This window comes from Halomonas sp. MMSF_3323 (assembly GCF_030733595.1).
In the GTDB taxonomy this organism is placed as follows: domain Bacteria; phylum Pseudomonadota; class Gammaproteobacteria; order Pseudomonadales; family Halomonadaceae; genus Halomonas; species Halomonas litopenaei.
Genome location: NZ_JASHIT010000020.1, coordinates 78963 through 94250, shown reverse-complemented (window position 1 = coordinate 94250; position 15288 = coordinate 78963). Strand labels below are relative to the sequence as shown.

10 protein-coding genes are annotated in these 15288 nt (G+C 63.9%); all 10 read right to left on the bottom strand.

Annotated features, from left to right (window positions below; translation table 11 throughout):
- On the bottom strand, window positions 1–1817 hold a 1817-nt coding region (locus tag RBB39_RS11985), incomplete at its 3' end, for a type VI secretion system Vgr family protein (RefSeq protein WP_306169105.1).
- A gap of 70 nt (window positions 1818–1887) precedes the next feature.
- Entirely contained in the window at window positions 1888–2166 is a 279-nt protein-coding gene (locus tag RBB39_RS11980) for a PAAR domain-containing protein (RefSeq protein WP_045994986.1), read from the bottom strand.
- A 2-nt stretch (window positions 2167–2168) separates the two neighbouring features.
- Complete coding sequence (locus RBB39_RS11975) at window positions 2169–3296, bottom strand: hypothetical protein (RefSeq protein ID WP_253028669.1); 1128 nt, start codon at window positions 3294–3296, stop codon at window positions 2169–2171.
- Between the two features lie 74 nt (window positions 3297–3370).
- Complete coding sequence (gene tssA, locus RBB39_RS11970) at window positions 3371–4489, bottom strand: type VI secretion system protein TssA (RefSeq protein ID WP_052704276.1); 1119 nt, start codon at window positions 4487–4489, stop codon at window positions 3371–3373.
- A 377-nt stretch (window positions 4490–4866) separates the two neighbouring features.
- Window positions 4867–5412, bottom strand: coding sequence for a type VI secretion system tube protein Hcp (locus RBB39_RS11965; protein WP_045991880.1), 546 nt, complete (start codon window positions 5410–5412; stop codon window positions 4867–4869).
- A 199-nt stretch (window positions 5413–5611) separates the two neighbouring features.
- A complete protein-coding gene (gene tssM / locus RBB39_RS11960) occupies window positions 5612–8080 on the bottom strand; it encodes a type VI secretion system membrane subunit TssM (RefSeq protein WP_239452516.1) in 2469 nt (822 codons plus the stop codon).
- Window positions 8077–9042 carry a type VI secretion system-associated protein TagF gene (tagF, locus tag RBB39_RS11955; protein ID WP_052704275.1) on the bottom strand — a complete coding sequence of 322 codons (966 nt, stop codon included), beginning with the start codon at window positions 9040–9042 and terminating at the stop codon, window positions 8077–8079. Before tagF ends, tssM begins: the two co-directional genes overlap by 4 nt.
- A 31-nt stretch (window positions 9043–9073) precedes the next feature.
- Window positions 9074–13159 carry a type VI secretion protein IcmF/TssM N-terminal domain-containing protein gene (locus tag RBB39_RS11950; protein WP_045991879.1) on the bottom strand — a complete coding sequence of 1362 codons (4086 nt, stop codon included), beginning with the start codon at window positions 13157–13159 and terminating at the stop codon, window positions 9074–9076.
- 12 nt (window positions 13160–13171) lie between these two features.
- Window positions 13172–13933 (bottom strand): type IVB secretion system protein IcmH/DotU, encoded by a 762-nt coding sequence (gene icmH, locus RBB39_RS11945; protein ID WP_083970266.1) that lies wholly within the window; start codon window positions 13931–13933, stop codon window positions 13172–13174.
- Window positions 13930–15273 carry a type VI secretion system baseplate subunit TssK gene (gene tssK, locus RBB39_RS11940; protein ID WP_045991878.1) on the bottom strand — a complete coding sequence of 448 codons (1344 nt, stop codon included), beginning with the start codon at window positions 15271–15273 and terminating at the stop codon, window positions 13930–13932. Before tssK ends, icmH begins: the two co-directional genes overlap by 4 nt.
- Window positions 15274–15288: the final 15 nt, after the last annotated feature.

Sequence of the window (15288 nt, the reverse complement as noted above, 5' to 3'; positions counted from 1 at the left end):
TAGGCGTCGGTGCGCAACTCGAAGCCGGTACCACGAAAGGCGCCCCTGGTGTTGCCCTGCTGGTGGATCAGGTAGCCCAGGTTCAGTTGGCTCTTGGCGTGCTCGGAGTTAAGGCGTACCCGCTCCTGATCGGTGGCATCATCAAACACCAGTTCGTTGTACTTGCCGCCCCGGTAGGTCTTGGACTTGAAGCCCGACAGCAGGCCGTTGGAGTGCCATTCGGGACGCTGGTCACCGTTGTAGACCCGTCCGGTGACCAGCGGGCGATCCGGGTCACCCTCCAGGAAGTCGACGATCACCTCCTGGCCGATGCGTGGCACGAACACGCCGCCCCAGCCGCCGCTGGCGTTGGGCTGGGCGACCCTGAGCCAGCAGCTCGATTGGGCGTCATTGCCACCCAGCCTGTCCCAGTGGAACTGCACCTTGACCCGATTGAGCCGGTCGGTGTGGATCTCTTCACCTTCGGGGCCGACCACGATGGCGGTCTGGGGGCCGCCGACCACCGGACGGGGGTGATCGAGCGACGAACGGTAGGGCTGGCTCAAGCGCTGGGCTTCGAAGTCGACCAGGTAGTGGCCGGTCCCGGCACGCTGATAGTCGTCGCGGTGGAGGCTCTCGTCTTCCAGGCCGTGGGCCCGGCGGGCATGATCAAGCTCCTGCTGCAGGCTGCCCGGCAGGGTGGTCAGGTGGGCCGACACCGGCAGAGCGTTCTCGGCGTGCACGCTAAGGCCCAGCAACAGAAAGGTGCGCTCGTCGCTGTCGCCGTGCTGGTGGCGTTCGTGCTGGGTCAGCTCGAAGTGACGTCCAACCTGAAGCTGGCGGGCACCACCGGCACCAAAGAAGCGCTTGGCCTTTGATTCCAGCGCTTCGAGCCGGTTGGCAGTCAGACGTTCGCCGCGAAAGTGGTCGCGATAGTAGTACTCGCCAGGGCTGTCGTAGACCTCCTGGTCGGTCAGGTTGCCCTGATTGTGCAGGGTGTCCAGCGAGGTTCGCTTGATCAGCCTTGGCTGCTTGTAGTCGAAGGTGCCAAGGCTGACCCGGTTGGGTTGCTGCTGTCGCCGTCCGCCCCACTGGGTGATAGCGTCCTCGGTCTCGGTGGCGTCCTGGCGGTGGAAGCGGATCTGGTGAGGCGCGACCGCATCGCAGGTCGCCACGTCATCGGTGATCACCAGCCGATGACCGAGCCCTGCAGCGCCAGTCGCCGCGTTCTCGCTCTCGCCCGCGTTCTTACCGTCATTTTCCGGGTTGCCCAGATGCTCGAAGTAATAGAACAGGCCCTCCTGCTCCATCAGGCGATTGACAAAGTGGTAGTCGCTTTCCCGGTACTGGACGCAGTAGCTGCGCGCCGGGTACTCGCGCCTCAGATCGAAGCGCCAGCCGCCGTGGGCCACCTCGTGGCCCTGAAACACCCGCTCGATCACCTCGATGGCGCTGTGGTCCTGGAAGATGCGACTGTCGCGGCCAAGCTCGAGCATGGTCAGCCAGGGAACCAGGCTCAACTGGTAGTAGTAGACGCCGCCGTCCTCGCCCAGCAGCGCGGCGGACTCCACCAGCGCCGAGAGTTGCCGATACTGGCCATCGGCCTGGCGTATCGACAGTGTCGCGGGTCTGGCCATCAGCGATTTGAGCTCGATGTTGCCGGACTGAGAGATGGCGTCGAGCCGGTAACGAAACGGCCGCGAGATACGTTCCTCACCCACCAGACGATGGGGGATCAGCTCGACACCCTCCAGCGCCAGGGTGACTAGCCGCTGATGCTGCGACAGGCTGACGTCGAACGACGCCAGCATCTTGTCCAACCACGATGAGTTATTCATTGCCTTTGTCCTTTGCTGCGATGCCCGAAGGGCCTTCCTTGGCGACGACGGCGAGCGAAAAAGGGCGTTGTCAGCCGAGTCCGTGGACGCCACCACAAGCCGAGATCAAGGTCGCGCCGCAGGCGGTGTGGCAGCCGTGAAAGGCCACGCTCTTGCCGTTCAGGGTGATGGTGGGGTGGCCTTCGACGATGGGGCAGACGCCATGGCCCTTCTGCGGGCAGGCCACCATGTCCCCGACCACCGCGACCGGGGTGCCGTTGAGCAGGTAGTTGGACTGGGCGCTGACCACGGTGCCGCCGTGGCTGGTGGTATCGCCCAGGACGATGATGCCGTCACCAGAATTGAACATGTCTATACCCCACGTTGTGATTGCACCCCGCCGACTCCCTCGGCAACGGCGCTACAAGGCAAGAGGAAGGCAGTACCACTCGTTGTCTCGCTTGCTACTTCAAGTATTAGTGCACTGCCAGCGTGTTTTTTTTCGGTCAAGGCAGCAATTGCCAAGACAATCTGAACCGCATTGAGAGCACTACCCGACCAGCCACAGAAGCTATCCGTAAAGTAAATATCTTCGATAGTGTCAGGATGGCCCCAGCGATCAAGTAACGCAGCACATACATCGGACACCCTCTCCGGTAGTTTTCCGACATCAGCAATCGCAACGGAAGGTTCGCTATCAACTAAATCTGAAGAAACTGTATTGAGGAGTTCTCTCATACAATCCAGTCGCGATCGTCTGGACTGCTGTGCTCGTGCACTGTGGTGTAAATTTACCGATGGACTAAGCCACCAACCATCTTGGAAAGCGCTGCTATTTCCCTCGATTCGCTGAAGTAGCACTGCTGCACATGCTTCCCCTGGATGCGTGCCTTTATAGCGCGGTGGGCTCGCCAAAAGCGATTGCTGCTCAAGCTGGATGACCCCACTGCTCGAGCAAAAAGAGTCAGCACTAATCCAGAGTATGTAGGGACTAGTTAGCACCGACGCGGCAACTGCCGCGTGCAGACCAATGCTATTATCAAGGCATATCAACTTACCCATACTCTGATAAAAAGAAGATGCTTTCAGCAGCTCCCTAATGTACTCAAGAAATGCGTGAGTGCTAACAAGGCCATCGGATGGAAAACTCACTGCGATATCGAACCCCATATCAGAGATCGCATTTTTGGGAGCTTTATCCAACAAATCTAGAGCTTCCAACGCCAGAGAATGTACCAACTCCAATAGTCGCGTCGTCTTCTGATCAATAGCCTGTCCATCCGGCGATGAAGCAATAGGTATCGTGTCTACGACCTTATGACACAGGAAGCAATTCCCACCAGGAGACTGGACGCCTTCCAACGGTGTAGGCACCGCAGGTGCTGGAACATTCCCCCACCCCACCAGTCCCGCCGAGGTCAGCGCCACGCCATCGATCACCCTCAGCCGGTCAGGGTCGTAGCGCCGTTCCGGTGCTGGCGTTGCCTGCTGCCTGGCCATCTGCTCGAGGGTCGATTGCCGTGGCCTGAGGCGGTCGTACAGCGACGCCCTGCTTGAATCCCTGTCCCCTCGGTTCATGAGCTGTGCTCGTCTCTGGTCTGGGTGCCCAGGGTTTCGCGGATGCTGTCGACGACGTTGTCCTCGCGAATCACGTCACGCAGCCAGTCTTCCAGCGGCATCCGCCCCCAGCGCACCGCTCGTTCGACCAGATAAGGTACCGGGCTGTGGGGCTCGGCGGCCTTGAAGTACTGGGCTACCGCACCGAGCATGGCAAAGGCTTCTTCGCGGGTCTCCGGGGTGGTGCGAAGCGCGCCGCTTGGACGTTGAGATCGCGCCGGGGTGCTGGCCTGCGGTGTGGGCGAGTGTTCCGGGATGCTGTCGTCTTGTGCTGGATCCTCGACGACGTCGAGACGAACGCCCTTGTCACCCAGCAGGCGCTCGATCAAGCCAAGACAGTCCTTGAGTACCGTCGAAAGTCGGCTGAAGCTCGGCGCCAGGTCTCCGAGCCGGGCGACCAGCACGTCGTCCAGCGCCGAAAGCGCGTGCAGGCAGGCTTCGATATGGCGGTAGAGTTCGATCAGTCGTTCGGGGTCTGTCAGCACCACCGAACGCTGGAAGATCTCGGCATTGATCTTGCCTTCCTTGAGCGCTTCGTCCATGACGGTGGGGTCATTGCGCGCCAGGTTCTCTACCTGGCGTGACTCTTCGTAGCGATCCAGGCCATAGCCGTGATCACTGCTCTGAGCCCCGCCCTGACCATCGAGCAGGGCGATGCTGCCGACCATCGACGCCAGGGTGTCGTCCAGCCAGGTGAAGCGCCCCAGACGTTCTTCCTCACCCTCTTCCAGGGTGGGATAGAGCCCCCCCCAGTAGGTCTCGCACAGGGCCGCCACCAGCTCCAACCCAAAGGCCAGGCCTGCAAAGCCGTCACGGTGGGCCAGTCCTTCGCACAGCCAGCCGGCCAGCATCAGGTCCTTGCTTTGCTCGGCCAGGGCCTGAGACGACAGCGCGATCACCGCATTCCAGTCGGCGCGCTTGAGGTCCGACTGCCAGTCACCCTGGCTTAGATAGCTGGGGTCGGCTCGCCGTGCTTCCTTGATCTCGTCGACCACCAGCGAAAAGCTCAGGTCCTCCCCTACTCCCTGCTCACCGATCGGCGCGAGCAGGGCCTCGCGATTCCATTCATCGACCATGGGCGTTGTCTCCTGCATCTAAGGTCACACCGGGGGCATCCCTTGCCCCGGGCGCTTGTGGTTCTGGTAGTCGTCACTGGTGGCCGTCACCGGCGTCCACCATGAGGTGTCGTCCTCGATGATCGATCCCAGGCAGCCGGGTTCCGCGGTGTTCTTTCAGGCGTCCTGGTCCGGCCTTGTGGTCTGGCTTGCTTTCCTTGGCGTGTTTTCCTTGGCTTGCTTTCCTTGGCCTTCTGGCCTGGCTTCCTGGTCAGCCCCCGGAGATAACACCACGGGCTCGAGGGGCTGACCGGGAAGCACGGCCATGGGTTGCCCCATGGCCGTAACCCGCCCGACGTCTCTTCAACCAGCAGATGTCAGGCGTTCCCAAGCGTTGATCAGGAGTACACGCGGTTGCGGGTACGGTCCCAGCCACCGGCGATGTTGCCGCCACCCTGGCCGTCCTGACGCTTCTGCTGGGTGTAGGTGACCTTGATTCGCGAGTAGTTGAACTTGATCTCCTCGGTCGGCAGGTCGTGACGGGAGTCATGCACGGAGTCCGTGCCACCGCCGCTGCCGGTGTCAGAGAAGCCCGACATGCCTTCCATCTCGGTGGAGGAAACGATCACTTCCTCCAGACGGACTTCGGCGTAGCGCACCTGCTCACCACCGGCACGGTGCACCTGCAGCACCACTTCCTTGATGTGCTGGCCGCGGCAGCAGGCTTCGAACAGCTTCGGAGACGCCTTGTCGATGAACTTCTTGATGGCGAACTCGCTGAGATTGACGCGCTCGGCTGAGGCACCACCGGCGGAACTGGCGGTGGCCGAGGTGGACTGACTGGCGCCGAACTCGAAGCTGAGCAGCTCGATCCAGTCGGTGTGGTTGGAATCCAGGCTTTCACCGGGGATACCGTCGACCTTGAGGTATGCATCGAATGCCATGTGTTGTCTTCCTTTTGATTGCGATGGTGAAAATCAGGCGTTGCGGGCGACGATCGCTGATCGCCTCCACGGGCCTGTGACCGGGCACGCTACCGCCAGAAGCATCCTGGCTTCTGTTGCTGCCCTTGCGACCCACCCCCTCTATTGCCCGTGAGGGAAGCGATGCCGTCTTGCCGACGGAACGGAAGATCCCGCGTGCTCAGCTCGAGGCACGCACGGCGATCTCCACCCGACGATTGGGGGCCAGACAGCGAATCCGTTCGCTGCGGCCAAGTTGTGATTCGCACTGCACCAGGGGGCGCTCGCTGCCGGCACCGACGGCCTCGACCATCTCGGGTGTGACTCCCTTGCCGATCAGGTAGGTGCGTACGGTCTGGGCGCGCTCGAGCGATAGACGCTTGTTGGTCTGCGCAGAACCGATCTGATCGGCGTGCCCGGTGATGGTGATGCGCCCGATACCGGGGGTGTTGACCAGGCGTTCGGCGATCCGGTTGAGCTGCTGCTGCCCCGCCGCCTGCAGACCGGCAAAGTCGGCACGACCAAAGGAGAACAAGGTGTCCGACTCCAGGGTGATGGTCTCCAGCGTGCGCAAGGAGTGATCCAGCAGGCCGTCGATATAGTTGCGGCTCGACGAGATCAGAAACGAGTTGTCGTCGATGCGTGGCACGTCCGGTGCCTCTATCTGGCGTGCATAGAAGGCGATCTGACGACTGGCAAAGTCGAGATCCCGAGGATCGCGCTCGCCTGTGTCATGGGCGCTGATCGCTGGGTACCAGTAGTCCGGCAGGCGCTGGCGCAGCAACGCCTCGGAGACCTTGGGCCTTGGGGTACGCGACAGCTCCACGTAGGTGCCGAGGGCCGCATTGCCGAAGTCGGCCAGCGCCTGAGGACTGTTGTCGGCAGGACGCGCGTTGGGCTCGACATTGGGCAGGTCGATCGCCGTGATGCGTTCGGATTCCCCCGAGCGATACACCGGAATGGTCGGCAGGGTGTAGAGCGCCTGGCCCAGGTTGTCGGCCACCGGGCGCAGCATGCTGCGCTCGATCTCGTCGAAGTAGGCCTTGCGCAGCGCCGGCGAGATGTCATCGCCGTGGTACAAGCCCATCCCCAGTGACCAGGGCGCGCCTTGCCCATCGCGTTCGACGTAGTGGGCGACGCCGACACGCAGGGCGTCCAGCGCTTCCCAGCGGGTGTAGCCATCGAGGTGCTGGCCATCGGCCACTCGCGCCTCGGCCAGGCTGGTGTCGATGGCGGCGAGTTCGTCGGCGTTACGCGAGAACGACAGCGCCCAGCCGCTGACCATCACCGCCGCCAGCGCCAGCGCCACCCAGCACCAGCGTAGCTGGCGCCGACGCTCCCGATTGGGACCGCTGTAGAGTCCGACCAGGTGCTGGTCAGGCAGGATCACCTGGGAGAACAGGCCGGTCACGAACAGGCTCTTGCCGTCCTGGGGAGCCGTGACACCGCGACTGGCGGCAAGCCCGAAGCGACTCTCCACCGCCCGGGCATGCTCGCCCATGGCGGGCTGACCATCAGCCAGCGCACTGGTGAAGTAGAAGCCTCTGAGCAGCGGTGAGCTCTGATAGGGGTTGGCCTTGAGCAGGGACCCGGCAAAGCTGGATAGCAACGGCGCCAGGGCGCGCAGCTCCAGCGGGAACTCCAGCGCCGCCGGATCGTCACGGGTATGGATCATGTCGCCTTCGACCAGGCGCTGCTCGCCGATGGTGCGACAGCGCTTCACCAGGCCATCAAGGGCTTCGCCAAAACGCCCGGCCCAGTTAGCCGTCTCGAAGTCCTGGTGGGCAAAGGTCCAGCCCAGCACCTCGTCACGCTCTGTCGGTGCCAGCTGGTGGTGGAACTGACGAAAACCAGGAATCAGGTCACTCTTGGTAAACACCAGGTAGATCGGCACCACGGTCCCGAGCTGATCGTAGGTCTCCTGCAGGCGCTCGCGCAGCCTCAGCACCAGCGATTCACGCTCGGGGGCAGGACGACCGATCAACTCGTCGATGCTGACCGCCACGATCAGGCCATTGAGCGGCCGCCGCGGGCGATGCTGGCGTAGCAGGCCAAGAAAGGCCCGCCAGCGCGAGGCGTCCTCTTCGGAGGCGGTATAGCGACCGGCCGAGTCGAGCAGTACCGCCTCGCTGCTGAAGAACCAGTCACAGTGTCGGGTGCCACCGACGCCGGCGATCCGCGCGTGCTCACGGTCGGCGAAGGGAAAATCGAGACCGGAACGATAGACCAGGGTGCTCTTGCCCACCGCCGGCTGGCCGATGACCAGATACCATGGCAACCGATAGAGCAGATCGCGCTTGCGCCCCTTGCCACCATCACCCTTCTTCATTCGCTCCAGCGCTTCCAGCAGTCGCTCGCGCAGCAGGCTGACCTCTTCGCGGTCCTCTGGCGAGGCGCCCAGCACGGCGTCATCGGCGCTCTGGATCAGCGCGGATTCCACCTCGTCCTGGCGATCCACGCCGCGGTAGAGCAGCAGCAGATACAGTGCCGAGGCCACCAGAAAGAACAGGATGCCAGCCAGCACGCTGCCCAGAGAGGAGAACCCCCACCACACGCCCAGTCCCCAGATCACGAAGATCATCGCGAAAAAGGCCAGCGCCATGGCATAGGTGCGGTACTTGCGCAGTAACAGTGACAGTCGCTTGATCACAACGGGGCCCCATCCAGTTTACTGGCACGGTTCCCATCGGGAAGGCGTGCCAAAAAGGTCTTCATGTCGAGCGTCGCTGCGGGAACGCTGTCGGCAGGCTGGACAGGAGTGAACGCCTCGATCGGTTCCAGCATGTCCAGCCGCGACAGCCTTGGCGCCAGATTCATCACCATCCGCAGGGCATCGCGATCCGCCGTGGCAAAGCGCCAGAGTCTTGGACGCAAGAAGTCATCCACCAGCAGGCTGGCCTTGGCCTGGTGCCTGCCCTTGCCGGCGCTGTCACGCTGATGGCTCCCTTCCAGCCAGTGCATCCACAGATCCGCGGCAGGCCGCTTGAGCGCGCGCTCCGCCGGCAGCGGCATCACCGCCTGCAGTGGCTCGCCGTGCTTGATCCCCTCGCGAAGGGCCTGCATGCGCAGGGCGAAGGCGTTGCCGGCGAACTCGGGAAAGGCCGGTGACAGGGCCTCGCACAGATCGCGGTAACGCACGTCCTGGAGGTAACGTTCGAGCAGACGCTGGTGCAGATTGAGGTCGGCCTCGCGTAGTCCGCGCCATTCGGCGAGGTGCTGGTGCAATACCTGAACGTCGGCGACACCGCTGGCAACGCACTGCAACAACGCACGGATCTGGTTGCAGAACACTTCGCTCAGGGTGTGTACGCCGACGCTGCCTTCGGCTTCCGGCGCGACCGCCAGACGCTGGAAGATCAGCAGCGGGTAGCGCCGGCCGCTGGCGTCGCCGGACATGCGGATCCCCCCGAGCAGCCAGTAGCCGTTGCTCGCCCGGAAGTGGAAGAAGCAGGTCGGCATGGCATCGCACAGGGCCTCCCACTGCGGCTCGCTCTCGGCCAGGCGGAACAGCGCGCCCTGGACCCATTCGTCCAGTTCGCGCACGTCCTTGTGGGTGGCGTTGCTGGCCACGAAATCGGCGCTGCTCGGTGCCTTGCCGAAGAATCCGATCATGCCTGGCTCTCCCCGGCGGTGGTGGTGCTCATCATCGGGCCCCCAGGGTCGGTACGCGCAGTTGGCGTACCTTCTTCAGGTCGGTGAGCTTGACCCCGCCGAAGTTGCGCGCAACGAAGCTGACCGGACCCGCGCCGGTGTACCAGGTGAAACGCTGGCGCACGCCGTCGAGGTTGGTGACGTCGGCGGAGTCGATCATCCGCAGAAGCCCCCAGCGCGACGGAAAGTCGAAGACGTTCACGTGCATGCCGCTGTAGGTCACCACGTCCAGCTTGGCCCCGGCACGGCGCGGTTCGCCGGGCCAGGTGAAGCGCTGCCAGGTCTGCTGGCCATTGCGGTAGACCTGTTCCTGGCCATCGATGGTCAGGCTGATCGAGGTCAGGTTGGGGGCCGGCTGGATCATGATCTCGAAGCCGTTCTCGACATCGCCGAGGCTCGCCAGCACATCGCCCACCTGGGTGCCACCGGCAATGGTCTCGGTGATCCGCGGATCCACCAGCGGCTCGTCCCCCTGCCAGGCCTCGCCAAGATTGCCGACCTCGGCCTGCTCGAACTGGGTGAACAGCCCTGTCTCGGGGTCAACAAACAGGCGAAGATCACGCACCGAGGCCTCATTGGCGGAGTCATTGACCGGATAACGCCCCCTCACCATGCTGTTCCAGGGAGTGGCAATCTGGTCACCCCAGGCCACCGCCAGATAACCGGCGATGGGCCCGTTGAGGCTGTCGACAGAAAATGACACCGGGTCACGGAACAGCCGCAACAATGCCTGCACCAGCTCGTCCTGGGAGGTATCGATATTGGCCGAGACGTAGTTGCGCAGTGCGGTGACCTCGTTGGGGCGATCGTCGATCACCTCCTGCACCAGCAACTTGGTACGCTTGCCGGGATCACCACGCTGGATGCTGTCCAGACGCACCTTCAACTGGCGCAACAGCAGCAGGTAGCGATCCATCTGGGAGGCGTCATTGCCATCGGCCGGATCGCTGTCGAACAGCTTGCCCACCGGGCTGAAGTAGCTCGCCAGCACGCCATCATGGACAGCCAGCAGGTCCGTCGAGTCCAGCGCCGCCAGGGCCGTGTCACTGCCGTCCTGGCTGATCCAGTCGACGGTGCGCCGCCACACCCCGGGGCCGTCGCCTTCGCCTCCCTCGCCTGTGGCACTGCCTTGGATGTCGCCGTCTATGGTGCTGGCCGCGTCGTCCGCCGACGCCGCCGCCAGTCGCTGCTCGACGCTCGGGCTGTCCCAGCGAGTGTTGGCGTCCACCGCCTGCAATACCTGCTTGATCGGTGAGCGCTGGTAGTCACTGAGTCGGGTCAGCTGCTGACGGGAGACGTCGAGTCCTTCGAAGCGACGAATGCCGACGCTGGCCAGGAAGCGCTCCCAGGCGAACAGGTAGTCCCGCTTGTAGCGCCGCAGGATGGCATCGGCGAAGCGCGCCTTGGCGATCTCCGCGTCCTGTTCGGTCTCGCCATCCAGCACCCAGTCCCGCTCCTGCTTGATTTCCGACGCCAGGGTGTCCTTGAGCTCGGGCAGCACGAACTCGCGCCACACTCGATAGGTAAAGAAGGCCGGCACCGACTCGCTGGCATACATCAGTTCCTGGGTGTCCTGGGGCAGCATGGCGGCAAGCGTCAGCGGCGGGAACTGGGCCTGGGCCGCCAGGCGCAGCCGCAGGTACTCGCGGTCGGCAGGCGAATTGTCGATCAGGAAGGCCTTGAGGTCGGCACGGGCCTGGGCTACCAGCAGCTCGTCACGTGCCAGAGCCGGCGCCGTGCCGGCCTCGAGGTAGCTGGCGTACAACTCGACGTTGTCGCGGATGAGCGGGTCCTTGTGCTCGACCTCGCCACCCTCGGCGAGTGCCAACCACGCCTGATACAGCGCCACTCGAACGAAGTCGGCCTCGGGATGCTGCTGTGGCCCGGTCAACACCAGGTAAAGCTTGAGGGCGTCATAGCCTTCGATCAGCTGGGCCACCTGGGACGGCGCCAGGCGATTGACCGCCGCCTGAGAGATCGCCGAACCGCCCTGGCCCAGCGCGGGACCGCTGTGAGCCAGATCATCGAGACCTTCCAGACCATCGCGCCAGGCATTGCGAGCGCCTTCGCGCAGGGCATCCCGGCCTTGCATGCGCGCCCCCCAGTACGCATCGGAGACGCTGCCGCGCAGGCGATAATCGACTTCCCCGCGCAAGCGGCTGGCCAGTTCCCCCGGCGAGCGCGGCACACTGCCAAGGGATGGGCGCGAGGTCAGGCGGTCGCGGATACTGTCGCGCCGATCGTCCAGTGCTTCTCGCCCGTCTGCCAGCAACGAGCCCTCCTCACCAGCCGAGTCGGCAGTCGTCCCCTCGCCACTGGCGACACCGGGCAATTGACCAAGCACCGCCGCGCTGTCGATATGGGTCTCCAGGCCAACGTCGTCGGCCATCACCCCGATCGCCTCGAACCGGTTGCGCAGGCTGGCCAGGACCGGCTTGAGCGCCTGGGCTTCAAGCATCGTCAGGTAGGCGTGTTCCACGCCGGGTTCGAGCGAACGATGCACGGCGAAGACGTCGCCTTGCCAGAAAGGCCGGCCCTGCGCGTCCGTCCGTTTGAGTCCAATGAGTTCGTCATGCAACAGCGTAAGCCGCACCCCGGGAGGCTCGGCCACGGCATCATCGACCTGCCCCTGCAACGCCGCCAGGCCCTCGCGCTGAGTCCAGTAGCCGTAGCCGAGATACCCCAGCAGGGCGACCCCGGTCACCGCGGCCAGAGAGGAGACCCACAGCGTCGCGTTGCGCCGCCGGCCATGACGGCTGTAGTGCTCGACCAGATTGCGGTCGGCGATGACGACGTCCTTGAATAGCCCCTGGATAAAGTAGCTGCGCTGGGCAACGGGGGCCGGCTCCTGGATATCGACCGGCTGCGCCGGCGCCTTGTCGAGCCTTGGGCCCCTATCCTGGGCAAGTGATTGCTCCGACACCGGCCTGAACGGGCCCAGGGCGAAGTCTTCTTTCACCTGATCATCGAAGATCGGTAGCAGGCGCTCACCTTGCTGCAGCGCACTGGTGAAGTAGACGCCCCGCGTCAGTGGTGCCGTGGTCCCGCTGATGGTCAGGTCGAAGGGATCGAGGAAGTCCTGAAGACGCCCCTGTATTTCGGCGATGTAGTCGGGGAAGCGCAACAGCGCGTTGTCGACCTCGACCTCTTCACTACGCAGACGCTGCGCCAGACGGTGCCTCAACGCCTGGCTCATGCCGGCCAGCCGCTGCTGAAACAGTGCACCGACACCCTTGCCGCGGATCTCCGATATCGAAAAAGTCATGCCCCAGGGGCGACGCCGCGCCTGTTCGTCGAGGCTGTCGAAGGTCTCGTTGAAGCCAGGCAGCAGGTCGACCTTGCTGAAGCAAAGATAGACCGGGGGGGTGGCGCCCAACGCGTGATAGTAGGTGTTGATCCGCTCGATCAACTGCTCGGCCAGGGCGTGATTGCGCTCACGCGATGCCTCCAGCAGCTGCGGCAGGTCAACCACCACCACCAGGCCATTGATCGGACGACGCTTGCGCCGTTTGGCCAGCAGGCGCAGGAAGTCGGCGAAGGCACGTGCGGGCTGGTCCTCGGTGATATAGCGCCCGGCGGTGTCGATCATCACGGCGTCGCTGCCGAAGTACCAGTCGCAGTACTGGGTGCCGGCGTCCCCCGACAAGGCGGCGACGCTGGAGTCGAGCCCAGAGCGGCTGAGCAGCGAGGTCTTGCCCGAGGCGCTCAACCCCACCACCAGGTACCAGGGCAGCTCGCTCAGATGGGTGCGCCGCCCACCACGCGCCTTCAGCACCCCAAGCGCCGTCTTCAGACGCTCGCGCAGGACGTCGTAGTCGCCGGCGTCACTGCTGGCGGCTTCGCGATCGACCTCGAGCTGAAGCAGGCTTTCAAGGCCGCGTTCGTTGCGCAGCTTGCGGTACTTGCGCAGGACCACGGCCAACAGCCACAGCGCGGTAAGGATGGCGACCGCAACTCCCAACCGCTCGAGTCCACCACCGAGACGGGGGATCCACCACAGGCATGCCAGCACGCCCAGTCCCCACAGCAGCAGGGAGATCAGCCAGAAACTCTTGAGAACTCGCAGCAGTCGGCGCATGACGGTGCTCCCTCAAGAAGTCGTGAACAGAGACGGCAGGCGCTCGATCAGCGCCTCGACACGAGCATCGAGCAGCCCGTCCAGCACCAGAAAGGTGACGCCGCAGACCAGCACGATCAGCAACAGGTAGACCCACACGGGAATCTCGTAGCGCAACAACTGTCCGACCTGATCCGGCAAGCGCCAGCTGGGTGAAAGCTCGGCGGGCAAAGGGCGATAGCGCGCCAGATCCTGGCCCAGGGTGTTGGCGATGTAGCGCAGCTGGTCGCGGTGTTCGAGGCGAAACTTGCCCTCGAATCCCAGCGCCAGGCACAGGTGATAGACCTCGAGCACATCCAGGTTGCCCTTGAGATCGCTGCGCAGGCTGTCGAGACGTTCGAAGAAGCCCTCGCCGGCCAGATGCACGCCGAAGAACTTGTACTGCAGCGGGTGAAGTTCGATGTACTCGCGCATCTTGCTTTCACCGGCGGCCAGCACGCTCTCGTCGAGAAAGGCGCAGAGTGCGTACTGGGCGTCACGAAACTGCTCGAGGGAGTAGCCGCGGGCCAGCGCCCGGGCTTCCATCTCGTTGAAGAAGGCCTCGACCCGCGAGAGGAAGGCCTCGACGCTGGGAGCCTCGCTGCCGCGACGCACCAACAGCACCATCGAGAAGAAGTCCTGGGCCAGTTCGCTCAGCCGCTGCGCCTGTTGCCCTGTATCGCCCCCTTGTGACGCTGTGGTGGAGACGGACTCCCAGCGTGAAGTTCCCTGCTGTGCTACGGAGGTCTGGTTCATTTCAACACCGCCATCAGTTCAATCTTGAGATTGGTGAAACCGCTTGGAACGTAGAAAGCGATGGCCTCGGCCGACATCATTCGCTCGTACATGCGCCCCCTGGGCTCCAGCGCGAAGTAGTGGTTGTCCAGGCGCACCGGGATTGCCACCGGCAGGCGCGCGGCGTGGGCCAGGGTGCCGCCTGGCATGGCGCTGTTGACCACCACCTCGATGTCTTCGGGGGAGCCGACCTTGAAGGCGCGCGGCACCAGCTCGATCAGCTTGGCGCCGGGCATATCGGCGTGGACGCAGACGTAGAAATCGGCGTCGCCAAGGCGCGGATCGTGCAGTCGACCGACGTAATAGGAGGGCTTGGTCTGCTCGAGGGCGATCGGGATGTACTCGTTCGGCACCACCGTATCGAGCAGCTCGCGAGCCCGGGTCTCGAGCGTGAACAGTGACGCTGCGGCATCCAGATGCTGGTAGCTCGGTAGCTCATCAAGACGATGAGCGGTCGAGAAGGTCATCAGGCTGGCGACCAGGTCCGACAGGAAGCGAAACAGCTCCACCGGGGACAAACGCGGATGCGCCAGCAGGTGCGAAAGGTGCGGATAGGCGCGGTTGACGGTGTACAAAAGCCAGAACAGGGTCACGTCGCTGGAGCCGAACTCGGCGACCTTGTCCGCGCGCTCCCTGCGCCGACTCGACAGGGCATCGTTCTTGGCCTGCAACACGCCGATCAGGCGCTGAACCAGAGTCAGCAGGACCGGGCTGGCACTCAGGTGCAGGCAGGGCGGAATAAAGTCGCTGTCGAGGGCGAACTCGCCGGCGGTGTTGCGCTTCAGACGCAGGATCGGGCAGTGGCTGCTGCCCTTGAGCTCATCACCGTCAAGCAGCAGTGCCACGTTCAACTCCAGCAGTGCCAGCTCGTTTTCCAGCTCGCCCTCCAGCAGGTCCGGCAGGGTCTCGAAGCGCTGGCGGAAGCGACGGTCATGGCCGCGGCGGTGCGCCTCATCGACCACATTGGGCGAGAACGGCGTCACCTGGCGCAAGGCGGCAAAGACCTTGCACTCGGCCACCCCGCTCAGCTCCCCGAGATCACGCGCCGGAGGCAGAGGATCGTGCTGAGGCGCGTCGAACAGGGTGCCGTCGGCAAACACCATCTTCAGACGCGACAGCTTGAGGCGACCATGAGCGAGCTCATCCAGGTCGACCTCGAGTACCTGGACCCCCCAGTTGAAGGGCCCCGAGCGTGTACTGGCCTCGCCCAACTGGTGCTGGTGAAACTCATCCTGATACTGAAAGTGCTGGGGCTGGAGAAACATCCCCTCCGACCACATCACCCGATTGTGTTTGCTCACGGCTGGCTTCCTTGT